This window comes from Streptomyces sp. NPDC060064, from assembly GCF_042736455.1.
Taxonomy (GTDB): domain Bacteria; phylum Actinomycetota; class Actinomycetes; order Streptomycetales; family Streptomycetaceae; genus Streptomyces.
In genome coordinates this window covers 122562-146477 of record NZ_JBHWWF010000008.1, presented here as the reverse complement: position 1 = coordinate 146477, position 23916 = coordinate 122562, and the positions used below count along the sequence as shown (strand labels likewise).

Genomic DNA, 23916 nt, shown 5'->3' with positions numbered 1-23916 from the left:
GTCGATCCCGAGGATGGGGGCCATGTCAACGAACACAGCCCCTCAAACCGCCTCCGCCGACCCGGATTTGGCCCCGCCGGGCCGCAGACCCTCGCCCGTGCTCGCCCTCACCGCCGCGCTCCTCGGCTTCGCGCTGATCACGCTGGACACCTCCGTCGTCAATGTCGCGCTCCCGGTGATCGGCTCGGTTCTCGGCGGCGGCATGTCGGGCCTGCAGTGGGTCCTGGACGCGTACACGCTGGCCTTTGCGGCCATGCTGCTGTCCACGGGTGCGTTCTCGGACCGGATCGGCGCCGGCCGCGCGTACGCCGTGGGCATCGCTCTGTTCACCGCCGCATCGGTGGCCTGCGGTCTGGCGCCGAACCTGGGCGTTCTGATCGGGTCGCGAGTGGCGCAGGGGCTCGCCGCCGCGGTGGTCCTGCCGACGACGCTCGCGCTCGTACGCCAGGCGTACACCGATCCGCTGCAGCGGGCTCGTGCGGTGTCGCTGTGGGCGGCGGGCGGTACGGCGGCGATGGCGCTGGGCCCGGTCGCGGGCGGTGCGCTGATCACGGCCTGGGACTGGCGCGGCATCTTCTTCATCAATGTGCCGCTCGGCCTGGCGGGTCTCGCGCTCGCGACCAGGGTGCCGCGCTCGGAGCGGCGGCCCGCGCCGCTGGATCTGCCGGGGCAGCTGGCCGCGGTGGTGGCGCTTGCCGCGCTGGCGTTCGCCGTGATCGAGGGCGGGCGGCTCGGTCTTGTCGCGCTCGGTGTCACTGCGGTGAGTGCGTTCGCGTTCGTACGGATCGAGGCGCGGCAGCCACATCCGGTGGTGCCGCTCGGGCTGTTCCGCACCCGTACGGTCGCGGTGGCGATCGCGGCCGGGTGCGCGGCGAGTGTCGCCTTCTACGGGGCGATCTTCGTCTTCAGTCTCTACTTCCAGCAGGTACGCGGAGAGCGGGCGCTGGCCGCGGGGCTGCTGTTTCTGCCGATGACGGCGCTGATCGCGGTGGTGAATGTGGTGTCGAGCAAGCTGGCTGCCCGCTTCGGTGCCGGGCTGCCGATGGTCCTGGGACAGCTGCTCGCCGCGGCTGGAGCACTGCTGCTGCTTCTGGCCGGCGCGGACACGCCAGTGCTGCTGGTGTCCTTCCTGCTGGTGCCGCTGGCGCTGGGCTGCGGGCTCGCGCTGCCGCCGCTGATCGCCACCATGATGGACGCGGTGCCGGCGGAACGGGCCGGACTGGCGGCGGGTGTGCTGAACGCCGGGCGCCAGACCGCGGGCGGGCTCGCCATCGCGGTCTTCGGCTCACTGGTCGCGGACGGCTTCGTCTCCGGGCTGCGGATCAGCATGCTCGTCAGCGCGGTGCTGCTGGCGGTCACCGCGGCGGCCACGGCGCGGCTACGGCTGGGCCGTTGAGCCTGCGGCGGGTCACGATCCGTCGCGCAGCCCCTCGGGCCAGCCCTCGCGGAACTCGATCCGGTCGAAGGTCACCACACAGCCCTCGCCCACCGGGGACTGCGCCAGGAAGCCGACGAGCGCGGCCCCGGCCTGCTCCTCCGTCCCGAGGGCGAAGATCCGCACAAAGGTCCAGTGCTCGCCGTCCGTCGAGGCGTGGAAGGCGAAGGCCTTGCCGGTGCGGCTGATCCGCAGCCATGCGCTGTCGCCCGCCACCTCGAAGGAGTTGGCGTCGTCGGAGTGGCCGCGGGTGACGACCGTGCAGATGGTGGGCTTGTCCGGGGAGAGTTCCAGGCAGAGCTTGGCCCACTCCCGCTCGCCGACGTGCAGATAGAGGACACCGGCGTCGAAGGCCGCGGCGAAGCCGACGGTGACCCGGGCGATGAGCTGGAAGTCGCCCTCCGGCGCACCGAGCAGGCGGGGCGCGTCGGAGACGGGCTCCAGCGCCTCGCCCGCGGGCGGTACGAAGCGGTCCTGCCTGGCTCCCGCCCAGCCGGTCAGCACCCCTTTCTCGTACGACCAGTTGGCGTCGGGGCCGTAGGAGCGCAGCGGGAAGGGGAGCTCGGGCAGGTCGATCGGCTCGGTCACCGGCTCAGCTTCCCGGAGTTTCGAGGCGGCCGTCCACCCGACGCGGCAGCCCCAGCGGGTTTTCGTCGCGCAGCTCGGGCGGGAGCAGCGCCTCGGGCGTCGTCTGGTACGTGACCGGGCGCAGCCAACGCTCGATCGCGGTGGCCCCGACCGAGGTGGAGCCGGAGGTGGAGGCCGGGTAGGGACCGCCGTGGTGCTGGGCGGGGGCGACGGCGACACCGGTCGGCCAGCCGTCGACCAGGACGCGGCCCGCGAGCGGGGTGAGTTCGGCGAGCAGCTCCGCGCCCCGGCCCTCGCCCGCGGCCTCAGACTCGGAGAGGTGCAGGGTGGCGGTGAGGTTGCCGGGCAGTCGGCCGAGGACCTCGGTGATCTCGGCCTCGGACTCGTACCGCGCGACGACCGTGACCGGGCCGAAGCACTCCTCGAGCAGCAGGTCGTGCGGCCCTTCGGCGGCCAGCAGCCGGGCCGGCACGGAGAGGAAGCCGGCGCTCACGGTGTGATCACCGCCCGCGCCGGGCGTGATCGGGGCCTCCACCTCCGGGAGTTCGGCCCGTTCGCGTACGCCCTCGACGAAGGCGCCGCGCATCCGGTGGTCGAGCATCACGCCGGGCTCGGTCTCGCTGACTGCCGCCGTCAGCGACTTGAGCAGCCGGTCGCCCACGTCGCCGGCGGGAGCGAGCACAAAGCCGGGCTTGGTGCAGAACTGGCCCCCGCCCAGCGTCATCGAGCCCGCGAGCCCGGCGCCGAGCTGCTCGGCCCGCTCGCCGGCGGCCGCCTCGGTGATCACAACGGGGTTGAGGGAGCCGAGCTCGCCGTGGAAGGGGATGGGGGTGGGCCTGGCGGCCGCGGCGTCGAAGAGCGCGCGCCCGCCGCGTACGGACCCGGTGAAGCCGGCGCCCGCGACCAGCGGGTGCCTGACCAGCTCGACGCCCGCCTCGAAGCCGTGGACGAGGATCACGACGTCTTCGGGCAGGCCGACCTGGTGGGCGGCCCTGCGCAGCACGGAGGCGCACAGTTCGGAGGTGCCGGGGTGGTCGGGGTGGGCCTTGACGACGACCGGGCAGCCGGCCGCGAGCGCGCTCGCGGTGTCTCCGCCGGGTACGGAGAAGGCGAGCGGGAAGTTGCTGGCGGCGTAGACGGCGACGACGCCCAGCGGGATCTTGAAGCGGCGCAGATCGGGCCATGGCGGCGTACGGCTGCCGTCCGCGTGGTCGATGTGGATGTCGAGGAAGGCGCCCTCGTCGACGACCTCGGCGAAGGCCCGCAACTGGGCAGTGGTGCGGGCGAGTTCACCGGTCAGGCGGGTGGGGCCGAGCGCGGTCTCCGCGTCGGCGGCCTCGATGACATGTTCACCGGCCTCGTCGAGCAGGTCGGCGGCGGTGCGCAGCAGCCGCGCGCGTACACTCCGGTCGGCGAGTGCGGGGCGGGCGGCGTGTGCGGCGCGGACCGCGCGGTCGATCTCCTCAGTGGTTGACTCGACCGCAACCTGCTCACGCGGCTTCCCGGTTCGGGGGTCGACACTCCAGACTGGTGCTGCTGCCACCGCGGCTTCCTTCCGGTCTTCTGCCATCCCTCAGGATTTGTTCGGTATTCTGAACAGTGTTCCCGATGGTGAATATATGGGGACTCTATTTCCGGGCGTTCTGCGCGGTCAAGAAGGGGCGAAGAGCAATGTCAACTGCGGATTCCGGCGGAGCACAGGTCAAGTCCGCGGTGCGGACGGTGGAATTGCTCGAGTACTTCGCCGGGCGCCCCGGCATGCACTCCCTCGCCGCGGTCCAGGAGGCCGTCGGCTACCCCAAGTCCAGCCTCTACATGCTGCTGCGCACCCTGGTCGAGCTCGGTTGGGTGGAGACGGACGCGACGGGCACGCGGTACGGCATCGGCGTGCGCGCCCTGCTGGTGGGCACCTCCTACATCGACGGCGACGAGGTGGTCGCGGCCGCCCGCCCCACCCTGGACCGGCTCTCCGACGACACCACCGAGACCATCCACCTCGCCCGGCTCGACGGCACCAACGTCGTCTATCTCGCCACCCGGCAGTCGCAGCACTATCTGCGCCCCTTCACCCGCGTCGGCCGCCGGCTGCCCGCGCACTCCACCTCGCTGGGAAAGGCGCTGCTCGCCACCCACAGCGACGAGCAGGTGCGCAAGATGCTGCCGGAGACCCTGGCGTCGCTGACCGAGCACACCATCACCGACCGGGAGAAGCTCATCGAGGAGCTGCACCTCGTCCGCGAGCAGGGCTACGCCGTGGACCGCGAGGAGAACACCCTCGGACTGCGCTGCTTCGGCATCGCCATTCCGTACCGCACCCCGGCGCGGGACGCCATCAGCTGCTCGGTGCCGGTGGCCCGGCTGACCCCCGGCCATGAGCAGATGATCAAGGACGCGCTCTTCGACGCGCGCGACCGGCTGACGCTGGCGACCCGGAGGCTCTGAATGTCCCCATTGTCCCCGCGCGTCACGCTGCGCAACGTGACCGACAGCGATCTGCCGGTCTTCTTCCGGCACATGAGCGACCCCGAGTCGAACCTGATGGCCGCCTTCACCAGCAAGGACCCCACCGACCGGGCCGCTTTCGACGCCCACTGGGCGCGGATCCTCGTCTCCGACGCCGTCATACGGACCGTTCTCGCCGACGATGTGGTCGTCGGCCACACCGCGGTGTACGGACCGCCCGAGGAGCGCGAGGTCACGTACTTCATCGACCGCGCGTACTGGGGCCGCGGCGTGGCCACCGCCGCGCTGCGCGCGCTGATCGAACTCGTACCGCAGCGTCCGCTGCACGCCCGCGCCGCCGCCGACAACGCCGGCTCGATCCGGGTCCTTCAGAAGTGCGGATTCTCCGTGACCGGCGAGGACCGGGGTTACGCGCATGCCCGCGGCGCCGAGACCGACGAGGTGCTCCTCACCCTGGCGGGCTGACCTTCTCCGCCGCACGGCGGAGAGGGATCGTCGCAGCGCAGGAGGTGCGGGGCTCCCGGAGCCGGGAGCGTAAGGGGCATGAGCCCGCACAGTGTTCCCCGGTCCCGCCCCTTCCCGAAGGCGGGGGCAGGCCCCCGCACCCCCGAGCGCCGGCTTCGCGGCGCACCCGAGCGGCACAGCCCCGCACGCCGACTGCTGCGGGCGCTGACCATCGCCTCCTGCGTCCCGTATCTCTCGCTCAAGATCGCCTGGATCGCGGGCAGCAGGATCGGCATCCCCGACGGCAGTGTGCTGCTTGAGCACCGCGGTCTGATGGCCGCGGCCAACAGCGTCACCGTCCTGATGGACGGCGCGGTCATCGTCCTGGCGCTGCTGCTCACCCAGGCATGGGGCCGCCGGGTCCCCGCCTGGCTCCTCGCCACGCCCATCTGGATCGCGGGCGGTCTGCTCGCCCCGATCATGGTCGGCTTCCCGGTCCAGTTGCTGACCCACGCCGTCACCGGAGCCCGGTCCCAGCCGGCCGGGGACGAACCCTTCCTCGACGAGTGGGTCTTCGGGGTCGTCTACACGGGCTTCATCGTCCAGGGCCTGGCCCTTGGAAGTCTCTTCGTGCTGTACGCGCGGGAGCGCTGGAGCCATGTGTGGCGGGGCCGGGTCTGGGACCTGCCCGGGGCAGCCACCGGGCGGACGGTGAAGGTGACCACCGTGGCCGCCGCCGTGCTCGCGCTCTTCCCCGCCACGATGCGCCTGCTGTGGGCCTGCGGCGCGACAACCGGTCTCTCCGCGACGCGGATCGAGCAGCGTACGGCCGACTTCTATGTGCTCGAAGGGATCAGCGCCCTGTTCGTGGCCGTCGCCGTGGCCGGAGCACTGCTGCTCGCCTTCCGCCTGGGCCCCGCACTGCCGCTGAAGGTTCCGCTGGCCATGGCCTGGCTGGGCTCGGGCGCGGTGGGCTGCTGGGGCATCTGGTTGCTGATCGCCGCGGTGCTGCCGGGAGGCGAAGAAGGCGAGCGGGCATCGGGGTTGATGGCTCTGACCTACGCTGTGGGCATGATCGTCGGTCTGCTCGTCGTCACCGGGACCGCCTCGTTCCTGCGGCGGCGCGGCGCGTGAAGAGAGTGCTGGGGGAGTTCGGCCGGGCGCTGTTCGGGATGCGGGCCAGGCTGCGCTGGCTCCATCTGATCCTGGGCGGCGCCCTGTTGATGCCGTACTGGCTGGTGGGCACGGTGGTCGTCGGCCCCCTCGTCGGCGCCGAGAGCATATTCTCCAACTCCGTTGCCCTGCAGTTCGGTGCGTACGGAATCGCCCTGCCGATAGCCGCGGCGACCGCGCTCTTCCCGCTGGCCAGACCGCTCTCGGTGGCCGCTGCGAAGGCGCTGTGCGGGGTGCCCGCCGAGCGGTTCGCGGAGGGGCCGGCGCGCTCGCGGGCCGCGCGGCTGCGGACCTCGGGCTGGTTCACGCTGCATGTGGGGATCGGTGCGCTGATCAGCGGTGCCACGCTCGCGCTGCCGCCGTTCGCCGTGACGTTGATCCTGCTGCCGCTCTCCGGAGGGCTCAGGGACTTGATTAGGGTCCCCGACTCCCTCGACCACGCCTGGGCACTGGCGCTGTGCCCGTTCGCCGGGATCGCCATGCTGACCGCGCTCGCCGCCTGCGCGGCGGCGGCCGGGGCGCTGCTGGCCCGCCAGGCGCCGGTGCTGCTCGGCCCCACGCCCGCGGACCGGCTGGAGGCCGCCGAACGCCGGGCCACCGAACTCGCCGAGCGCAACCGCCTGGCCCGCGAGCTGCACGACTCGGTGGGCCACGCCCTCAGCGCCGTCACCCTGCAGGCGGGCGCGGCCCGCAAGGTCCTGGACAGCGATCCGGAGTTCGTACGGGAAGCACTGGCCGCGATCGAGGAGACCACGCGGCGCACGGTGGGCGAACTGGACTCCGTACTGGGCCTGTTGCGTCAGGACGAGGACGGAGCGGCCCGGCTCACCGGGCCGACCCTGGACACCCTGGACGGTCTGATCGACCGCAGCGGCGTCCCGGTGTCGCTCACGGCCGACGGCGACCTGGCCGCCGTCCCCGCGCTCGTCTCGCGCGAGGCGTACCGCATCGTCCAGGAGGGGCTGAGCAACGCCCTGCGCCACGCCGGGGCGTTCCCGGTGTCCCTGTGGATCGCCCTGCGCGGCGAGGAGTTGGAGATCACGATGGAGAATCCGCTGCCCGACAGGGCCCCGGTGATCCGCCCGGGAGGCGGCCGTGGTGTGCGCGGTATCGCCGAGCGGGCCGCGCTGCTCGGCGGACACGCGCAGGCGGGCCCGCAGGACGCGGTGTGGCGGCTCTCGGCCCGCCTCCCGCTGGCGGGCCGGCGATGAGCGCGATCCGGGTGGTCCTCGCCGACGACGAGCGGATGGTCCGTACGGCACTGCGCGTCATCCTCGACGCCGAACCCGATCTTGAGGTGGTCGGCGAGGCGTCGACCGGCGCGGAGGCGGTGTCGGTGGTGCGTGAGCTGCGCCCCGATGTGGTCCTGATGGATGTGCGGATGCCGGAGATCGACGGCATCCGGGCCACCGAGCAGATCCTGGCCACGCTCGACGGGCCGCCGCGGATCGTGGTCGTGACGACCTTCGAGAACGACTCGTATGTGTATGACGCCCTGCGCGCCGGAGCGGCCGGATTCCTGCTCAAGCGCGCCGCGGCGGAGGAGCTCGTCCAGGCGGTCCGGCTGGTGGCCCGCAGCGATTCGCTGCTCTTCCCGGCCGCCGTGCGTTCACTGGCCGCCGAGTACGGCCGCAGCCGGCCCGCGGCTCCCCCGCCGTGGGCGGCCCGGCTGACCGAGCGCGAGGCCGAAGTGCTGCGGCTGATGGCGACGGGCCTGACCAACGCGGAGATCGCCGGGCGGATGGGCGTAGGACCTGCGACGGCGAAGACCCATGTGGCGTCGGTCCTGGCGAAGACGGACACCCGGGACCGTACGCAGGCGGTGATCGCGGCGTACGAGTCGGGCTTCATCTCGCCTCGCTGAGGCCCGTCCGCCGGCCGCTCCGGATGAAGAATTCCTGAGAAACCGGGCAGGCAGGGAACGTCATCCTCCGCCCCGTTCGTCCCTTCTACGGGATGAACAAGACGATCAGGAATGCTGCGGTCTTCAGCCTGCTGCTGGTGCTCGCCCTACTACTGCGGGCGACCTGGGTCCAGGCGTACGAAGGCAGAGCGCTGGCGGACGACGACCACAACCGACGGAAGATCATCGCGCAGTACGCGCAGCCGCTCGGCGACATCATCGTGGCCGGGTCGCCGGTCACCGGCTCGAAGAGGACGGCGAGCAGTGATCTCGCGTACAAGCGCACCTACACCGATGGCTCGCTCTACTCGGCCGTCACGGGCTACAGCTCGCAGGCGTACGGAGCCACGCAGCTCGAAGGCATCTACAGCGAGGTCCTCGACGGGACCGACAGCCGGCTGAAGAACCCGGTCGACGCGCTCACCGGGAAGCAGCAGAAGCCCGGCGATGTGGTGACGACCATCGACCCGGCGGTGCAGAAGGCCGGCTACCGGGCGCTCGGCGACACAAAGGGCGCGGCCGTCGCCATCGACCCGAAGACCGGGAAGATCCTGGGAATGGTCAGCACACCCTCGTACGACCCGTCGAAGATCAGCGGGACGACGGACGGCGACGTCTGGCAGAAGCTGCTCGCGGACCAGGACAAGCCGCTGGTCAACCGGGCACTGCGGCAGCCGCTGCCGCCCGGCTCGACGTTCAAACTGGTTGTCGCGGCCGCGGCGCTGGAAGACGGTCTCTACGGCTCGGCCGACGAGAGGACCACGAGCCCGAATCCCTACACACTGCCCGGCACGCGCAGGGTCCTGGAGAACGAGAACACCGCCGCGCCCTGCGAGAACGCCTCCATCCGCACGGCACTGCAGTACTCCTGCAACAACGTCTTCGGGAAGATGGCCGCCGATCTGGGGCAGGACAAGGTCAGGTCGATGGCGCAGAAGTTCGGCTTCAACGACACGACGCAGGACGTGCCGGTGCGGGCCTCGGCGAGTCTGTATCCGACGGGCATGGACAAGGCGCAGACGGCGCTGTCGGGCATCGGCCAGTTCGATGTGACCGCGACGCCGCTGCAGATGGCCATGGTCTCCGCGGCAATCTCCAACGACGGTGTGCTGGAGTCGCCGCACATGGTCTCGAAGGTCGTCGACGCGGACAGCAACACGCTGCAGTCCTTCGAGGACGAGAAGTCGCAGCGGATCGTCTCCTCCTCGACCGCCGAACAGCTGCGCAGCGCGATGGTGACGGTCGTGAACGACGGCACCGGGACCAACGCCAAGGTCGACGGGGCCGAGGTGGGCGGCAAGACGGGTACCGCGCAGCACGGCGAGAACAACAGCAAGACGCCGTACGCCTGGTTCACCTCGTACGCGAAGGACTCGTCCACCGGCAAGGAGGTCGCGGTCGCCGTGATGGTCGAGGATTCGGGCGCGGCCCGCTCGGAGGTCAGCGGCAACGGTCTGGCCGCGCCGATCGCGCAGAGGATGATGGCGGCGGCCCTGAAGTGAGGGTCGGGGACCCTCACTTCAGGGCGGGCCCTGACTCCGGGGTGGGGCTGCCGTCACTCCAGGGCGGAGGCTGCTTGCCGTCGGGGCGAGACTACTTGGCGCCGAGCAGCTGCTCGACCGGGTCGATCGCGAAGTAGACGGCGAACAGCGCCGCCGTGCCCCACAGCAGCCAGTGCACCTCGCGCGCCCTGCCCAGCACCGCCTTGATGACGACGTAGGCGAGGAAACCGGCGCCGATGCCGTTGGTGATGGAGTACGTGAACGGCATGACCGCGATCGTCAGGAAGGCCGGGATGGCGATGTCGTACCGCTCCCAGTCGATGTGCCGCACCTGTGCCATCAGCAGGAAGCCGACAGCGACGAGCGCGGGCGCCGCGGCCTGCGCCGGGACGACGGTGGCGAGCGGGGTGAGGAAGAGCGCGAGGCCGAACAGCGCGCCGGTGACCACGGAGGCGAGGCCGGTGCGGGCGCCCTCGCCGACACCGGCCGCGGATTCGATGTACGAGGTGTTGGAGGAGGCGGAGGCCGCGCCGCCCGCGACAGCCGCCACGCCGTCGATCAGCAGTACCCGGCCGAGGTTCGGGACCTTGCCGTTCTCGTCGAGGAGACCCGCCTCGTTGGAGACACCGACGACGGTGCCCATGGTGTCGAAGAAGTCGCTCAGGATCAGTGTGAAGACCAGCAGGACAAGGGTGACGACGCCGATCTGCTCGAAGGCGCCGAAGGGGCTGAAGTCGCCGACGAGCCCGAAGTCGGGGGCGGAAACGATGTCGTCGGGCACGGCCGGCACGGTCAGGCCCCAGGCGAGCGGCTCGATGTCGGCGATCTCGTTGATGACGATCGCGAGGAGCGTCGTCGCGACGATGGAGATGAGGATGGCGCCCTTCACCTTGCGGGCCATCAGCGCGACGGTGAGCAGCACGCCGAGACAGAAGACCAGGACGGGCCAGCCGGAGAGGTGACCGCTCGCGCCGAGCTGGACGGGTACGGAGCCGGTGTCGCCTGGGATGCGGGTGGCGAAGCCCGCGTCGATGAAGCCGATGAAGGCGATGAAGAGGCCGATGCCGACGCTGATGGCCTGCTTGAGCGACGGCGGAATGGCGTGCATGACGGCTTCGCGCAGCCCGGTGACGACCAGGACGCAGATGAGGATGCCTTCGAGGAAGACCAGGCCCATCGCGTCGGGCCAGCTCATCAGGGGCGCGATCTGGAAGGCGACGACCGCGTTGAGCCCCAGTCCGGCGGCGATGGCGAGCGGCAGATTGCCGCCGAGGCCCATGATCGCGGTCATCACGGCGGCCACCAGGGCAGTGACGGTGACCAGTTGGGGACCGGAGAGATGGGCGCCGAACTTGTCCTCGGCACTGCCCAGGATGATCGGGTTGAGGACGAGAATGTAGGCCATCGTGAAGAACGTGGCGAAGCCGCCGCGTATCTCTCGCCCGAAGGTCGAACCTCGTGCGCTGATCTGGAAGTAGCGGTCGACCTGTGCGGACATGGCTCTCCTCGGGGGTATCAATCCGGCCTGCGGGTAGCTGGATTGTGCCCACGGGAGGAGCGTTTCAGGTTATGCGCGTGTTACGTCATATCCGCCCGGCGCTTGATCGTCGCGATGCGGCGCCCAGCGTAGGTCAACTGCCCGATCCCGTAAGGCGTCTCAGCCGGCGGGGCCGGCGGTTGCGCTGACGCTGCTGGGGCTCCGCCCCGGACCCCGCGCCTCAATCGCCGGCGAGGCGTGATTTTTCATTCAAGCCCGTCCGGCGGTTGAGGACAACGCCCGAAGGGCGTACGGGTCCGGGGGCTCGCCCCCCACGCGGCGGCGTCGCATATCGACCCGGCGGGAAGGGGCGGGTCGCGGATCAAGCCAGGCCTTCAGGCCAGCCGGGACAGCGCTTCCGACACCAGCGTCAGGTCCGCGTCGGAGGCCAGTCCGGCGTGGTAGAGCCGCAGTTGGTTCGCGCCCAGCCCGGCGGCGCGGGCGGCGTCGTTCGCGAGCGTGCCGGGGCTGCCGCCCATGCCGCCGACGACCGTGAAGTTGGCGGCCAGCACGGAGTCTTCGGCGCGCTGGTCCGCGAAGGGTGTCAGCAGCCGAGGCCCGCCGGTGCAGGGCACGACCACGCCGTCGGCGACGGACAGGATGTGCGCCGGATCGACGCCGGCGTTCGCACCGCAGTGGTACGCGACGGGGTCGGCGTGCAGCAGTACCTGGAAGCCGTCCGGGGCGGCGGCCCGTACCGCGGCGACCGTGTCCTCCTGGAGCGTACGGGCAGTTCGTGTCCGGAACTCCAGGGTGACCGCGGCGAGTTCGGCGCCGAGCAGCTTCTCGATCCCGGCGTCGGCCGGCGCCGCGCCCTGCCAGACCGGCGCCAGGCCGTGCCGTACGGCGGCGGCCAGCAGGTTGGGCTCCAGGCCCTGTTGTACGTAGCCGTCGCGGCAGGCGGTACAGAAGCAGAGCGACATCAGATACTGCGCCGCGTCGCCGAGGCCCACGCCCGCGATCTTGTCGTGGGCGTGCAGATGCGCGAGGCCGTACCAGCCGCAGGACTCCAGCTCGGTGCCGAGCGCACCGGGCCGTGTCGCCGCCTCCGCCGCCAGCTCCACCACCAGGGCACGGACGGCGGGCTGCGCGATACAGGGCGCCCAGGGGTAGCGATCGCCGTAGGCGTTGACGACCGACGTGTCCGGACGCTCGGCGCCGAGGCGGGAGTTGTGGGCGAGGACCACCCAGGTGTGCACGTCGAGTCCGGCTTCGGTGAGGGCGGCGGCCGCTTCGCCGTAGGCGTCGCCGGGAGCCCAGGCCCCGGCGGCGTACGGGCGCAGCTCCCGGCCCGCCCAGCGAGCCTCGTCCATGTCGTAAAGCACGGCGGCGTGCTGTGCGGTGACGATCCGGTGCCGGGGGTGGCGCGGCGTCAGGGCCCGGGTGGAGTGGTAGGCGGCGGCCAGGGTGACCTGCTGGACGCCGAGGTCCGCGATCCGGGAGGCGGCGTGCGGGTCGCCTACGACGTCCCACGGGTAGAGGAAGGCGGAGGCCTTCACGCGCGCTCCTCCAGCAGGGCGCGGCCGCGCTCGATCAGTGCCGCCAGGGCCTTGATGTGGAGGGCGAGGGGTTCGCTCAGCGGCGGCCGCACCTCGCCGACGTCCAGACCTTCCAGCCGCACGCCCGCCTTGACGAGGGACACGGCGTAGCCGCGCCCGAGATTGCGCAGTTCGACCAGCGGCACGTAGAAGCTGTCCAGCAGTCTGCCGACCGTCTTGTCGTCGCCGGTGGTCAGCGCGCGATGGAAGGCGAGCGCGATGTCGGGCGCGAAGGCGAAGACGGCGGAGGAGTACAGGGTGATGCCGATGCCGCGGTAGGCGAGACCGGTGAGTTCGGCGGTGGGCAGCCCGTTGAAGTAGAGGAAGTCATGGTCGGGCAGGTCGCGGCGGACGGCGCTGACGATGCGCTGCATCAGATCGAGGTCGCCGCAGCCGTCCTTGAGGCCGATGATGCCGTCGACCTGCGCGAGTTCGACGACGGTCTCGGGAGCGAAGACGGCGTTGTCGCGCTGGTAGACGATGACGTCGAGGGGGGTGGCGGCGGCGAGTGCGGTGTAGTGGCTCAGCAGTCCGCGCTGGTCGGCGACGACGAGGTACGGCGGCATGGCGAGGAGCCCGTCCGCGCCCGCCTCTTCGGCGAGCTTCGCGAACTGGACGGCGAGCGCGGTGCCGTAGCCGGTGCCGGCGACGACGGGCACCTCGCCCGCCGTCTCCTCGACGGCCGCGGCGATGCAGTCGCGGAACTCCTCCGGGGTCAGGGCGTGGAACTCGCCCGTACCGCAGCAGGCGAAGACCGCGGCCGCGCCCGCGTCGATACCGGTTCTCACGTGGGCGCGGAAGGCATCGAGGTCGAGGGTGCCGTCCGGCCCGTACGCGGTGACGGGGAAGAACAGCGGTCCTTGAGCCCGGATGAGCCGGGCGGCGAGCGGGGCTGAGGTCACGGGCGCTCCCTGGGCCGTACACGGAGCCTCCGCGGCTCGTGCACAATTCTGATCGACGTCCACATTCCTGAACGCCGCCACGCTAAGGCAGCCGGATGGCACCGGTCAAGACGGAAAACCGCAACTCAGAGGCGGAGTCGGCCCCTCCGCGCCACACTTGACGGTGCCCGGACCACTCCCTAGCGTGTCCATGCATGTGAATGCCGTCTACGGACCTGAGCATTTTCGAGGAGATCCGCCCATGCCCGCTCCCCGCACCGTCCTGCTCACCGGCGCCGCAGGCGGCCTCGGCACGCTGATGCGGGGGCTGCTGCCCGCGTACGGCTACGAGCTCCGCCTCTTCGACGCCACTCCCATCGAGGGGGTGCCGGACGCGGTCACCGCCGACCTCGCCGACAAGGAGGCGCTGCGCGAAGCGGTACGGGGCGTCGACGCGATCATCCACCTCGCGGGGATCTCGCTGGAAGCCCCCTTCGAGAAGATCCTGCGCGCGAACATCGAAGGGACGTACAACCTCTACGTGGCGGCTCGCGAAGAGGGCATCGAACGCATCGTCTTCGCCTCCAGCAACCACGCGGTCGGCTTCACCCCGCGCCCGCACGGGCAGCCGCCCTTCGCGTCCAACCAGCTGATCCCCATCGACACCCCGCGGCGCCCCGACACCTTCTACGGCCTGTCCAAGTGCTTCGGCGAGGATCTGGCCCAGCTCTACTGGGATCTGCACGGCCTCGAGACCGTCTCCGTCCGCATCGGCTCCTGCTTCATGGAACCGACGTCCGTACGGATGCTGTCGGTCTGGATGAGCCCGGGCGACGGCGCCCGCCTCTTCCACGCCGCCCTCACCGCCGAGAACGTCGGCCACGCCGTCGTCTACGGCTCCTCCGCCAACACCCGCCTGTGGTGGGACCTCACAACGGCGCGCGCTCTCGGCTACGAGCCGCAGGACGACTCGGAGCAGTACGCCGAAAAGCTCGTCGCGCAGCAGGGCGAACTCGACCCGGACAACCCGGACCACGCACACCTGGGCGGCCACTTCACCACCAACCCGCCCCAGTGGCCGTACTGATCGCACCCAGGAAATTCGCGTGCCGAGCGGGCCGTGCCCCGGCCAGGATGTGGGCCATGGCCAAGCCCTTCGGATTCAGCTACGCGCAGCACGGCGACGGCAGCGTCGTCATCACCCACCGCGGCCGCGCGGCCGGCACGCTGCGCGGCGCCCGCGCCGAGAAGTTCCTGGCCGAAGTGGAGTCGGGCGACGCCCAGCTGGTCATGGCCCGCTGGACCGGCGCGTACAAATTCGGCAATGAGCGCACGGCCCGCAACCACCCGCGCAACAGATAGCCCGAAGGTAAGGGAACGGTAAAGCGCCCTCAATCGTTATCCCTTGCATGACAGCTATGACCCCCGGCTCGAACATCCCTCTCTCCGTCGCCCGCGTGGTGGTGGACGTCGCCGCCCCGGTGCGGCTCGACGTATCGGGCCTGCTGCTCACCGCCGACGGCAAGGTGCGCTCCGACGACGACTTCATCTTCTACAACCAGCCGGCGGGCCCCGGTGTCAGCTACCGCTCCGGCGGCGGCAGTGCGCCCGACGCGATCGTGGTGGACACCGCCGCCGTCCCGCCCGGTATCGAGAAGATCGTCGTCACGGCGAGCCCGGACGCCGCGGGACAGACCTTCCAGGGCATCGAGCCGACCGCCACCATCCGCAGCGCCGACGACGGCAGCGCGCTCGCCACGTTCACACCGCCGCAGCTCGGTGCCGAGACCGCGCTGGTCGTCGTGGAGATCTACCTCCGTAACGGCGCCTGGAAGGCCCGTGCGGTCGGCCAGGGCTACGCGAACGGGCTGGCGGGCATCGCCACCGACTTCGGCGTCTCCGTCGACGAGGAGCCCGCCGCCGCGCCCGCTGCGGCCGCCCCTGTGGCGCCGGTGGACCCGCGCCTGGCCGCGGCTCCGCCCGCCCCCTCCGCGCCGCCGGCCGCACCCGCCGCCGGCGCCGGAAAGATCAACCTGGACAAGGGCCGGGTCAGCCTCCAGAAGAACCAGACCGTCTCCCTGGTCAAGGGCGGCCGACCGCTGCTCTCGCAGGTCAAGATGGGCCTCGGCTGGGAGCCCGCGTTCGGCGGCAAGGACATCGACCTCGACGCCTCCGTCATCGCCTACGGCCCCAACCGCAACCACCTGGACAGCTGCTACTTCGGCAAGCTCTCGATCCTGAACGGCGCAGTCAAGCACTCCGGCGACAATCTGACGGGTGAGGGCGCGGGCGACGACGAGGTGATCGTCGTGGATCTGGGCCGGCTTCCTGCCGAGGCGACGGGCCTGGTCTTCACCGTCAACTCATTCTCGGGACAGAAGTTCACCGAGGTGGCCAAGGCCTACTGCCGGCTGATCGACGCGGCGACGGGCGAGGAGCTGGTGCGCTTCGATCTCACCGGCGCGGAGCCGCAGACCGGCGTCATGATGGCGAAACTGATCAAGCAGTTCTCGGGCGAATGGGACATGACCGCCATGGGCGATTTCGTGAAGTCCCGCACCGTGCGCGGCATGGTGAAGCCGGCCGCCCAGGCACTGTGACCCGCCGAGCACCGTGACCTGCGCCGCCGGGGCCGCCATCGCTGCTAGGTGATGGCGGGCCCGGGGGCCAGGTCCTCAGAGTTTGGCCAGCTTGGAGTATGGGCTCAGGATTCTTCCCTGACGCCCCGAGAAGTCGACGAGCACAGCGGCGTTGTCGCCCTCGACTGCGATGACTCTTCCGAGTCCGAACTGGTCATGCGAGACCCGGTCCCCCACTTCGTATTGCTCAATGGGTGGGGCAGCCGCGGCCGGTTTGTTGAAGGGACTGGAGGGCAGGTAGCGCCGGGATCCGGCTGACTTTGTCATTACCTCGAGTATGCGCCCTCGGGCCCCCGCCACGCCACGTCAGAACAGCGCGCTATAAGCATTGAGCGCGGGCTGGCCACCGAGATGGGCGTAGAGCACGGTCGCTTCGGACCCGATCTCACCACGTGTGACCAGGTCTGTCATCCCGGCCATCGACTTCCCCTCGTACACCGGATCCGTCACCATCCCCTCCGTACGGGCCGCAAGACGCATCGCATCCAGCGTCGTGGCGTCCGGGATGCCGTATGTCCCCGCGTGGTACCGCGCGTCCAGTTCGATGTCCTGATCCGGCAGCTCGCGCTCCACTCCGATGAGTGAGGCGGTATTGCGTGCGATGCGCCCGATCTGCTCCCGGGTCCGCTCGGGGGCGGCCGAAGCGTCGATGCCGATCACTCGCCTCGGCCGGCCGCCGGCCTCCTCGAGCGCCGCGAAGCCCGCGATCATTCCGGCCTGTGTACTGCCGGTGACCGAGCAGACCACGACGGTGTCGAAGAAGACCCCTGACGCCCGCTCCTGCTCGGCCACTTCGTACGCCCAGTTGGCGAAGCCGAGCCCGCCCAGCGGATGATCGGAGGCACCGGCCGGGATCGCATACGGACGGCCGCCGCTCTCCTCGACATCGCGCAGTGCCTGCTCCCAGCTCTCCTTGACGCCGATCCCGAACCCGGCGCGCACCAGCCGGACGTCGGCGCCCGCGAGCCGGCTGATCAGGATGTTGCCGACCTTGTCGTACACGGCGTCCGGCCAGTCGACCCAGCTCTCCTGCACCAGTACGCAGCGCAGCCCGGCGTGGGCGGCGACGGCCGCGACCTGGCGGGTGTGGTTGGACTGCACTCCACCGATGGACACCAGGGTGTCGCAGCCCTTGGCGAGGGCGTCGGCGACGAGGTACTCCAGCTTGCGCGTCTTGTTGCCGCCGTAGGCGATACCGGAGTTGCAGTCCTCGCGCTTGGCCCACAGTTCCGCGCCGCCGAGGTGGCGGGTCAGCCGGTCGAGCCGGTGCACCGGCGAGGGACCGAACAGCAGCGGATAGCGCTTGTACGAGGTGATCGACACGCTGACTCCCTTGATTCGGATGATCAGAGAAGGTCCGGTTCGTCCGCAAGCTCTTCGAGCGCGCGCCAGATCCGCGCGGTGACCCGGGCCGCCTCGTCGGCATCGCCGGCGGCGCACGCTTCGATGAGCCGCCCATGCAGCTCGGCCGACCGCAGCGCGCTCGCCTCGGCGAACTGCCGCCACTCCAGTCGGCGGATCAGCGGGGTGTGGCGCGCGATCGTCGCCGCGACGGCGCGGTTGCCGCAGGCCCGTACGAGTACGTCATGCAGCTCGTCGTCGGCCTGCAGCGCCTCGCCGACGGCACCGGTGCGGGTCGCGCTCTCGAAGCGGCTGTTCGCCTCACGCATCTCGACGATGTCCTCGCCCGTGAGCAGCGGTACGGCGGCCCTCGCGGCCAGCTCGTGCATGGCGCGCACGACGACGGCGGCCTCGCGCACGGCGCGCGGGTCGAGCCGCGTCACCCGCGTATAGCTCTGCGGCTTGGTCTCGACGAGCCCTTCCTCCGCGAGCCGTGCCAGCGCCTCGCGCACCGGGGCGCGCGAGAGCCCGAGCCGCTCGGCGAGGCCGACGTCGCGCACGGGATCTCCCGGCGGCAGCTCGCCGCGCACGATGGCGTCCCGGATCGCCGTGTACGCCGTGTCGCGCAGCAGAGTCCGCCGTACCGGCCGCAGTGCACCCATGAACTGACATGTTAGATGTCAGTTCACAGGCGCACAACGGCCGCGCTCATCCCTGGCTCACTTCCCGGGCTCACGCCGAGGACTCGATTCCGGGGCTCACTTCCAGGGCCAGTCGGCATCCCGGCCCCGCTCGAGCAGCGGCACCATGCGGAAGGCCGCGTCCGTGAGTCCCCCGAAGGTGTGCCGGTTCGGCTTGCCCGACGGCGCGTGGCCGGCCCGGTAGCCCGCCAGGTTCCAGGTGTAGACCGGGATGTCCGCCGGGACCTGCTCGGTCGGGTCGCCGTGGTAGCTGTACGCCGCCTGCTCGTCGGTGACGATCAGCACCCGGTCGTGCTTCTTGTAGTGCTTGCGGACCGCCTCGGTGGTGTTGGTGCCGCCGAGGTCGCCGAAGCGCTCAAGGACCTTCAGTACGGACTCGCCCTTGCGGTACTTCACGGACGCGCTGCTCGTACCGAACTCGACGAGATCCGCGCGGTCCGCCCGCATCGCCACCGCCGCGCCGAACACCGCCGCCGCGTCGGCGCGGTTGAGCTCGGAGCGGTCCGAGAGCCGCGCCCACATGGAGCCCGAACGGTCGACCAGGATCAGCGTCCGGCCGGGCAGTGCGGGCACATTGGCCAGCGAGTGGCCGAGCGCCCGCTCCAGCGGGTGCGACCAGCGCAGCGACGGCGCGTGCTGGTACGCGGCGAGGTAGCGGAAGGGGAACTGCCGCGATGCGGCGACCACTTCGGGATCCGAGATCTCCGCGGCGACCTGCGCGGCGACCTGGTCCGAGACGCCGGCCTCGTCGAAGTTCCGCAGGTTGCGGACCAGCGCCATCGGACCCATGGACGGGATGACGGCCTCCCAGGCCGCCGCGTCCATCGGACCCTGCAGCCAGCCCGCGAGCGCCTCCCAGGTCATGCCCGCCTCGGCGAGGCGCGCCGCGCCGTCGGGCGCGGTGATCACCGCGCGCCGCTCGGCGGCCGGCACCGCCATCAGCGCCCGGTGGGCGGTGAGCGTGCGGTTCGTGGCGGGCGGCTCGGCCGTGTCCGGGTTGTGCCGGCGGTCGAGGGCGTACTGGAACAGCGCGCCCTGCCACGGCTTCCCGGGGTCGGGCGAGGCGTGAACAAGGTTGAGGATGTCGCCGAAGCGGTAGCCCTTGGAGGCGGTGTCGTACTTCAGCAGCGACTTTCCGCTGTAGAGGCGGGACACGGCGTCCGCGATACCGCGCTTGACGGGCTTGGGGACATTGCGGCCGTACTGCGAGGTCCAGTAGCCGAGCATTTCGCCGGGCTCGTCGGCACGCCGCAGTACGGAGTCGACGACCTGACGGTTCGTCGGACCCGCGGTCACGGACGCGTCGAGACGCGCCTTGACGTATTCGGCGGCGCCGACAATGGAGGCGGTCCGCATATTGCCCTCGCCGCGCAGCCACGCGAGCAGGCCGGCGGTCCACTCCGGGTCCTCGACGGCGAGTCGGCGTACGAGGGTGGTGAAGCGGTTGTCACGGTCGCCGCCGGACTCGTAAAAGGTCTGCTGCGAAACGAAGTTGGCGACGGCCAGCAGAAAGAGCTCGGAGCGTGCGTCGCGCCCGGCGCCGATGCCGCCCTGGTGGGTGCGGACGGCGCGACCGGTCGACCGCACGGGCGAGACGGTCCCTGCCTTGGTGGTACGGGTGTTGAAGCGTGCCATGTGAATTCCCCCGAATTCCTGGGGGAAGCGCAGCAAAAGGGGTGCCCGAGATCAGGAGTCGGCGACGGACTTGTGCCGGGCGTGATTCCGGATTTCACCACCAGCCGTGGCTGGGCGGGATTCGAACCCGCAGCCTCCCGGTCCGAGGAAGTAACCGTTGCCTGCGCACCGGGCACCCCGAATGCTGAGCCTCCCGAGATCAAGAGTGGCTGCGGCGTGATTTCGTTGGAAGAAGTAGCCGCGGCCTTCGCACCGGGAGGTGCATGAAATTGTGGTGTGTCCAGAGATCGAGGCCGGCGGAACCGACAAGGTGCTCTGCCAACTGAGCTACACCGGCCCGAAGCCGGTGACGGGACTCGAACCCGCGGCCTCCCCATGAAGAGTGGAAGTAGGTCCTGCCTTCGCACCTGGACGAGATTCACCTTAGGAGGGCAACGTCCGGGTGCGCCAAGGGTTTTCCGGGGCAGCGACGGTCGCCGTGAAGACGGTGCGTGAACACATCGCCGCGGCCTGCCGCTACGCCCGCACCGGCACGAGGCCGGTACGGGCGTACAACCGGGGCGGCGTCAACGGCACCGTCAGAGGTGCCGTCAGAGGTGCTGCTACTGGCGCTTCCAGGGTCCCGTGATCGCGAGCATGATGCCCGGGGTCTGGATGTTGGCGTAGAGCGTCCGGCCGTCGGGCGAGAAGACGACTCCGGTGAACTCGCTGTACTCGGGCTCCGCCGCGGTGCCGATGTTCAGCTCGTTGCGCGCGATCGGATACGTACGGCCGCGCTCGGTCGCGCCGAAGAGGTGCTGGACACCCTCGCCGTCCTCGGCGATGACCAGGCCGCCGTACGGCGAGACGGTGATGTTGTCCGGGCCGTCGAAGGCGCCGTCCTTGGACGGGTCGGGGTTGACGCCGAGCAGCACCTTCAGCGTGAGGGTGCGGCGCTTGGGGTCGTAGAACCAGACCTGGCCGTCGTGCTGGACGGGGCTCTCCTCGCGGGCGTACGAGGAGACGATGTACACACCGCCGTCGCCCCACCACATGCCTTCGAGCTTGCGGGCGCGGGTGATGTCCTTGTCGGCGAACTGCTTGCGCACGGAGACGGTGCGGCCGTCGCGGTCTGGCACGTCGACCCAGTCCACGCCGTAGACCGTGCCGATCTTCGTGGCGCGGGACAGATCGTCGACGAAGCGGCCGCCGGAGTCGTAGCACTTGGTCGCCTGGAGTACGCCGGCGTCGTCGGCGAGCTTGCGCAGCTGTCCGCGGCCGTGCCTGAAGCCGTGCGGCGGGACCCAGCGGAAGAGCAGGCCGTTGGGGCCGGAGGCGTCCTCGGTCAGAAAGGCGTGGCCGCGCTTGGGGTCGATGACGACGGCCTCGTGGGCGTACCGGCCGAAGGCCTTGATGGGCTTCGGGTCGCGGTTGGCGCGCCGGTCGCAGGGGTCGACCTCGAAGACATAGCCGTGGTCCTTGGTCATACCGTTCTTGCCGGCGAGGTCCTCGGTCTCCTCGCAGGTGAGCCAGGTGCCCCACGGGGTGCGCCCGCCGGCGCAGTTGGTGGAGGTGCCGGCGATGCCGACCCACTGGGCGACCTCGCCAATGCGGTGCACCTCGACGACCGAACAGCCGCCGGAGGCCGCCGGGTCGTAGACGAGGCCCTCGCTGAGCGGCACCGGGTACTTCCAGCCGGAGCGGGGGCCCTTGAGCTCGTGGTTGTTGACGAGGAGGGTCACTCCGCGCGGGCCCTCGAAGGTGGCGGTGCCGTCGTGGTTGGAGGGGGTGAACTCGCCCGAGTCCAGCTTGGTGACACCGCTGTGGGTGATGATCCGGTACGAGAATCCGGCGGGCAGCGCGAGGATCTTCTCAGGGTCGGACACCAGCGGTCCGTAGCCGGGGCCGTGGCTGCCGTGGCCCCCGTGTCCGGCCTGCTCCGCGGTGTCGGCGGCGTCCTCCGCGGCGAGAGCGCCGGGTGCGGTGGCGAGCGTGCCGACGGCGCCGGTGAGGACGACTCCCGCGCCGGTGAGCGCGGACTGTCTGCTGAATTGCCTGCGGGTGAGCGGCATCGAGGTCTCCTGAGGGACGCATCCGACTGGCTGATGACGGCCACACACTTCCGCCCGCGCATAAACGGCACTTGAACACCGACCGACATCGAGACCCCCGGGGCTCAATTCCTGCCCCGCCGCAGTCTGCGCCGCAAAGCCGACGCCCCCGGGGTGCTCCGGGGCCTGCCCCAGCCTTCGGCCTGCGCCGCGAAGCCGACGCCCGGGAGCCCGAGGAACTCGCCCGGCCACGGGCGGCATCCACCCAACCAACGGCCCACGACCGCGCCGTGCGCACGTCCTTCGCCGCTGCGCCGCGAAGCCGGCGCAGCCGGGGTGCGGGGTGCGGGGTGCGGGGTGCGGGGTACCCCGCACCCTCCGCCCGGGGGGCCGGGGGCCTGCCCCCGGTTACGGGAAGGGGCGGGCTGGGGGAAACCCCCCTCAGCCACCCGGCCGCGACCGCGCCTTGAACGCCGCCTTGCGGGCTTCCTTCGCCGCCCTCTTGTCCGGGTGCAGCCGGCCCATCGCCTCCAGTACGTCCGCAGTCGCCGGGTGATCCACCCGCCACGCAGCGTCGAAGAAGCCGCTGTGCTGGCCGACCAGCCCCTCCACCAGGTCCCGGAGTTCCTCCAGGTCCCCCTCCGTGTCCAACTGCGCCGCGATCGTGTCGATCGCCAGCCAGAAGATCATCGACTCCGGCGGCGGCGGCACGTCCGACGCGCCACGCTCCGCCAGCCATACCCGGGCCAGGCCACCCAGTTCCGCGTCGTCGAGGACCGCGCGGACCGCCGGCTCGGCCTGTGGGCCCACCAGGGTCAGCGCCTGCTGGCAGTGGAGGCGGCGCAGTGGAGCTCCCGCGTCCGCGCCGCGCGCCGCCGCGAGGAGTTCGCGCGCGGAGTCGGCCGGCGTGCGCCGGGCCAGCCACTGCTCGGTCTCGGCCCGTGCCGACAGCTCCGGGTAGTGCGCGAGCCCGTCCAGGAGTGCGTCCGCCTCCTTGTCCGCCAGGTCCCCGACCGCCGGCGCGTTGATGCCCGCCTCCCGCATCCGGGCCCTGATGCCGTACAGGCCGAGCGGAGTGAGTTTGACCATCCCGTACCGGGACACGTCCTCGTCGTCGACCGGAGGCGCCGGCTCCTCACCCTCCTCCGCCATCAACGCCTCGTCCACCGGCCGGTATTCGACCAGACCGATCGGCTCGAGCAGCCGGAACTGGTCGTCCAGCCGCATCATCGCGTCCGACACCTGCTCCAGTACGTCGTCGGTGGGCTCACCCATGTCGTCGGGCACGATCATCGACGCGGCCAGCGCGGGCAGCGGCACCGGCTCATCACCCGCGCCGCCCTCGGAGACGGTCAGGAGATACAGGTTCCCGAGGACCCCGTCGAGGAACTCGGACTCCGTCTCCGGGTCCCAGTCGAGCGTCTCGAAGTCGATCTCGCCGTCCTCGCCGATGGCGCCGGCCAGGTCCTCCAGAACAGGAGCGGTGGCGTCCGCGTGCACGGCCTCCAGGGCGTCCTGCCAGATCGCGAGGATGTCCTGCGGCCCGCCCGAGACGATCAGTTCGAGGTTCTCGCCCGCGCTGACCGTGCCGTACTCCGCATCGTCGTCCTGCGGCTCTTGGACTTCCACCAGCCCGGCGTCGACGGCGAGGCGCCATGCCTCGCTCGCGTATGCCGGACCGTCGTCTTCGGCACCGAGCCCCAGCTCCTCCGCGGCCACGGGCAACTGCTCGTCGACGAGTTCGCCGCCGGCGCCGACCCGCGTCCCGGGACCCGCCCAGCGGGCGAGCCGGACGGCCCTGGTCAGCAGCGGCGTGGCCAACGCGTCCCGCGCCAGCTCCGCGTCCGAGTGCAGCCGCACCGGCGGCAGGGTGGGGCGGTCTTCCGACATCTGGTGGTTCTCCTCGGGGCGTACGGGTGCGGGCGGCCCGGTGGGCGGCCCCCAGCGTAGACGCATTTCACCGGGTTTCGCCGAGCCCGGGCAGTACGCGCAGGGCATGCCGGGCGTCGCGCAGGCTCCCATGTACCGATTCACCCGCCCGTCGGTCGCCGTACACCCATCAACCCTTGACAACTCCCCTACAAAACCAAGAGATTGACGCGCGTA

Annotated in this window: 21 protein-coding genes; 10 read left to right on the top strand and 11 right to left on the bottom strand. The window is 71.0% G+C overall.

Going from position 1 to position 23916, the window contains the following annotated elements; genetic code table 11:
• The first annotated feature begins 22 nt into the window (after positions 1 to 22).
• The gene (locus ACFWDI_RS12850; protein ID WP_385303483.1) at positions 23 to 1396 is read left to right on the top strand and encodes an MFS transporter; all 1374 of its coding nucleotides are present in this window, start codon (positions 23 to 25) and stop codon (positions 1394 to 1396) included.
• 12 nt (positions 1397 to 1408) lie between these two features.
• On the opposite strand, the gene ACFWDI_RS12845 is transcribed toward ACFWDI_RS12850, so the two are convergent.
• Both ACFWDI_RS12845 and ACFWDI_RS12840 read right to left on the bottom strand, forming a co-directional pair.
• The gene (locus ACFWDI_RS12845; RefSeq protein ID WP_385303482.1) at positions 1409 to 2023 is read right to left on the bottom strand and encodes a DUF1349 domain-containing protein; all 615 of its coding nucleotides are present in this window, start codon (positions 2021 to 2023) and stop codon (positions 1409 to 1411) included.
• Between the two features lie 4 nt (positions 2024 to 2027).
• The gene (locus ACFWDI_RS12840) at positions 2028 to 3566 is read right to left on the bottom strand and encodes an aldehyde dehydrogenase (NADP(+)) (RefSeq protein ID WP_385303480.1); all 1539 of its coding nucleotides are present in this window, start codon (positions 3564 to 3566) and stop codon (positions 2028 to 2030) included.
• A gap of 128 nt (positions 3567 to 3694) precedes the next feature.
• Here ACFWDI_RS12840 and ACFWDI_RS12835 point away from each other — a divergent pair, with 128 nt between their 5' ends.
• The 6 genes from ACFWDI_RS12835 (at position 3695) to ACFWDI_RS12810 (ending at position 9508) form a co-directional block, all read left to right on the top strand.
• Complete coding sequence (locus ACFWDI_RS12835) at positions 3695 to 4465, top strand: IclR family transcriptional regulator (protein WP_385303479.1); 771 nt, start codon at positions 3695 to 3697, stop codon at positions 4463 to 4465.
• Positions 4466 to 4951 carry a GNAT family N-acetyltransferase gene (locus tag ACFWDI_RS12830; RefSeq protein ID WP_385303477.1) on the top strand — a complete coding sequence of 162 codons (486 nt, stop codon included), beginning with the start codon at positions 4466 to 4468 and terminating at the stop codon, positions 4949 to 4951.
• Between the two features lie 78 nt (positions 4952 to 5029).
• A complete protein-coding gene (locus ACFWDI_RS12825) occupies positions 5030 to 6064 on the top strand; it encodes a hypothetical protein (protein ID WP_385303476.1) in 1035 nt (344 codons plus the stop codon).
• 38 nt (positions 6065 to 6102) lie between these two features.
• Entirely contained in the window at positions 6103 to 7314 is a 1212-nt protein-coding gene (locus ACFWDI_RS12820) for a sensor histidine kinase (RefSeq protein ID WP_385303582.1), read from the top strand.
• On the top strand, positions 7311 to 7967 hold the full coding sequence (locus ACFWDI_RS12815) for a response regulator (protein ID WP_385303475.1): 657 nt from the start codon (positions 7311 to 7313) through the stop codon (positions 7965 to 7967). The genes ACFWDI_RS12820 and ACFWDI_RS12815 overlap by 4 nt, the downstream gene beginning before the upstream one ends.
• A gap of 92 nt (positions 7968 to 8059) precedes the next feature.
• Positions 8060 to 9508 (top strand): peptidoglycan D,D-transpeptidase FtsI family protein, encoded by a 1449-nt coding sequence (locus tag ACFWDI_RS12810; RefSeq protein ID WP_385303474.1) that lies wholly within the window; start codon positions 8060 to 8062, stop codon positions 9506 to 9508.
• Positions 9509 to 9599: 91 nt separating this feature from the next.
• Here ACFWDI_RS12810 and ACFWDI_RS12805 read toward each other — a convergent pair whose 3' ends face one another.
• From ACFWDI_RS12805 to ACFWDI_RS12795, 3 genes are all read right to left on the bottom strand, one after another.
• The gene (locus ACFWDI_RS12805) at positions 9600 to 11006 is read right to left on the bottom strand and encodes an NCS2 family permease (RefSeq protein WP_385303472.1); all 1407 of its coding nucleotides are present in this window, start codon (positions 11004 to 11006) and stop codon (positions 9600 to 9602) included.
• Positions 11007 to 11380: 374 nt separating this feature from the next.
• Positions 11381 to 12544, bottom strand: coding sequence for a hypothetical protein (locus ACFWDI_RS12800; protein ID WP_385303471.1), 1164 nt, complete (start codon positions 12542 to 12544; stop codon positions 11381 to 11383).
• The gene (locus tag ACFWDI_RS12795) at positions 12541 to 13485 is read right to left on the bottom strand and encodes a 5-dehydro-4-deoxyglucarate dehydratase (RefSeq protein ID WP_385303470.1); all 945 of its coding nucleotides are present in this window, start codon (positions 13483 to 13485) and stop codon (positions 12541 to 12543) included. The genes ACFWDI_RS12800 and ACFWDI_RS12795 overlap by 4 nt, the downstream gene beginning before the upstream one ends.
• Positions 13486 to 13726: 241 nt before the next feature.
• Here ACFWDI_RS12795 and ACFWDI_RS12790 point away from each other — a divergent pair, with 241 nt between their 5' ends.
• The 3 genes from ACFWDI_RS12790 to ACFWDI_RS12780 are packed head-to-tail and all read left to right on the top strand — an operon-like array spanning position 13727 to position 16064.
• A complete protein-coding gene (locus tag ACFWDI_RS12790; RefSeq protein ID WP_385303469.1) occupies positions 13727 to 14551 on the top strand; it encodes an NAD-dependent epimerase/dehydratase family protein in 825 nt (274 codons plus the stop codon).
• A gap of 56 nt (positions 14552 to 14607) precedes the next feature.
• Positions 14608 to 14826: a hypothetical protein gene (locus ACFWDI_RS12785; protein ID WP_327322824.1), complete on the top strand. Its 219-nt coding sequence runs from the start codon at positions 14608 to 14610 to the stop codon at positions 14824 to 14826.
• A 47-nt stretch (positions 14827 to 14873) separates the two neighbouring features.
• Entirely contained in the window at positions 14874 to 16064 is a 1191-nt protein-coding gene (locus tag ACFWDI_RS12780) for a TerD family protein (RefSeq protein WP_385303466.1), read from the top strand.
• A 75-nt stretch (positions 16065 to 16139) separates the two neighbouring features.
• Here the strand turns inward: ACFWDI_RS12780 and ACFWDI_RS12775 are convergent, their stop codons facing one another.
• From ACFWDI_RS12775 to ACFWDI_RS12750, 6 genes are all read right to left on the bottom strand, one after another.
• Positions 16140 to 16370, bottom strand: coding sequence for a hypothetical protein (locus ACFWDI_RS12775; protein ID WP_215093417.1), 231 nt, complete (start codon positions 16368 to 16370; stop codon positions 16140 to 16142).
• Positions 16371 to 16409: 39 nt separating this feature from the next.
• Entirely contained in the window at positions 16410 to 17426 is a 1017-nt protein-coding gene (locus ACFWDI_RS12770) for a 1-aminocyclopropane-1-carboxylate deaminase (protein WP_385303464.1), read from the bottom strand.
• 23 nt (positions 17427 to 17449) lie between these two features.
• Positions 17450 to 18106, bottom strand: a complete 657-nt coding sequence (locus tag ACFWDI_RS12765) for a GntR family transcriptional regulator (RefSeq protein ID WP_385303462.1) — start codon at positions 18104 to 18106, stop codon at positions 17450 to 17452.
• Positions 18107 to 18202: 96 nt separating this feature from the next.
• Positions 18203 to 19780 (bottom strand): TROVE domain-containing protein, encoded by a 1578-nt coding sequence (locus tag ACFWDI_RS12760; protein ID WP_385303460.1) that lies wholly within the window; start codon positions 19778 to 19780, stop codon positions 18203 to 18205.
• A gap of 602 nt (positions 19781 to 20382) precedes the next feature.
• A complete protein-coding gene (locus ACFWDI_RS12755; protein ID WP_385303459.1) occupies positions 20383 to 21831 on the bottom strand; it encodes an alkaline phosphatase PhoX in 1449 nt (482 codons plus the stop codon).
• A 420-nt stretch (positions 21832 to 22251) separates the two neighbouring features.
• The gene (locus ACFWDI_RS12750) at positions 22252 to 23700 is read right to left on the bottom strand and encodes a hypothetical protein (RefSeq protein WP_385303456.1); all 1449 of its coding nucleotides are present in this window, start codon (positions 23698 to 23700) and stop codon (positions 22252 to 22254) included.
• Positions 23701 to 23916: the final 216 nt, after the last annotated feature.

Excerpts from the sequence above, each read along its gene's own strand:
- ACFWDI_RS12850 (WP_385303483.1), top strand. The coding sequence starts at position 23 with ATGTCAACGAACACAGCCCCTCAAACCGCCTCCGCCGACCCGGATTTG.
- ACFWDI_RS12835 (WP_385303479.1), top strand. The coding sequence starts at position 3,695 with ATGTCAACTGCGGATTCCGGCGGAGCACAGGTCAAGTCCGCGGTGCGG.
- ACFWDI_RS12830 (WP_385303477.1), top strand. The coding sequence starts at position 4,466 with ATGTCCCCATTGTCCCCGCGCGTCACGCTGCGCAACGTGACCGACAGC.
- ACFWDI_RS12825 (WP_385303476.1), top strand. The coding sequence starts at position 5,030 with ATGAGCCCGCACAGTGTTCCCCGGTCCCGCCCCTTCCCGAAGGCGGGG.
- ACFWDI_RS12820 (WP_385303582.1), top strand. The coding sequence starts at position 6,103 with ATGCGGGCCAGGCTGCGCTGGCTCCATCTGATCCTGGGCGGCGCCCTG.
- ACFWDI_RS12815 (WP_385303475.1), top strand. The coding sequence starts at position 7,311 with ATGAGCGCGATCCGGGTGGTCCTCGCCGACGACGAGCGGATGGTCCGT.
- ACFWDI_RS12810 (WP_385303474.1), top strand. The coding sequence starts at position 8,060 with ATGAACAAGACGATCAGGAATGCTGCGGTCTTCAGCCTGCTGCTGGTG.
- ACFWDI_RS12805 (WP_385303472.1), bottom strand. The coding sequence starts at position 11,006 with ATGTCCGCACAGGTCGACCGCTACTTCCAGATCAGCGCACGAGGTTCG.
- ACFWDI_RS12790 (WP_385303469.1), top strand. The coding sequence starts at position 13,727 with ATGCCCGCTCCCCGCACCGTCCTGCTCACCGGCGCCGCAGGCGGCCTC.
- ACFWDI_RS12785 (WP_327322824.1), top strand. The coding sequence starts at position 14,608 with ATGGCCAAGCCCTTCGGATTCAGCTACGCGCAGCACGGCGACGGCAGC.
- ACFWDI_RS12780 (WP_385303466.1), top strand. The coding sequence starts at position 14,874 with ATGACAGCTATGACCCCCGGCTCGAACATCCCTCTCTCCGTCGCCCGC.
- ACFWDI_RS12775 (WP_215093417.1), bottom strand. The coding sequence starts at position 16,370 with ATGACAAAGTCAGCCGGATCCCGGCGCTACCTGCCCTCCAGTCCCTTC.
- ACFWDI_RS12765 (WP_385303462.1), bottom strand. The coding sequence starts at position 18,106 with ATGGGTGCACTGCGGCCGGTACGGCGGACTCTGCTGCGCGACACGGCG.
- ACFWDI_RS12760 (WP_385303460.1), bottom strand. The coding sequence starts at position 19,780 with ATGGCACGCTTCAACACCCGTACCACCAAGGCAGGGACCGTCTCGCCC.
- ACFWDI_RS12755 (WP_385303459.1), bottom strand. The coding sequence starts at position 21,831 with ATGCCGCTCACCCGCAGGCAATTCAGCAGACAGTCCGCGCTCACCGGC.
- ACFWDI_RS12750 (WP_385303456.1), bottom strand. The coding sequence starts at position 23,700 with ATGTCGGAAGACCGCCCCACCCTGCCGCCGGTGCGGCTGCACTCGGAC.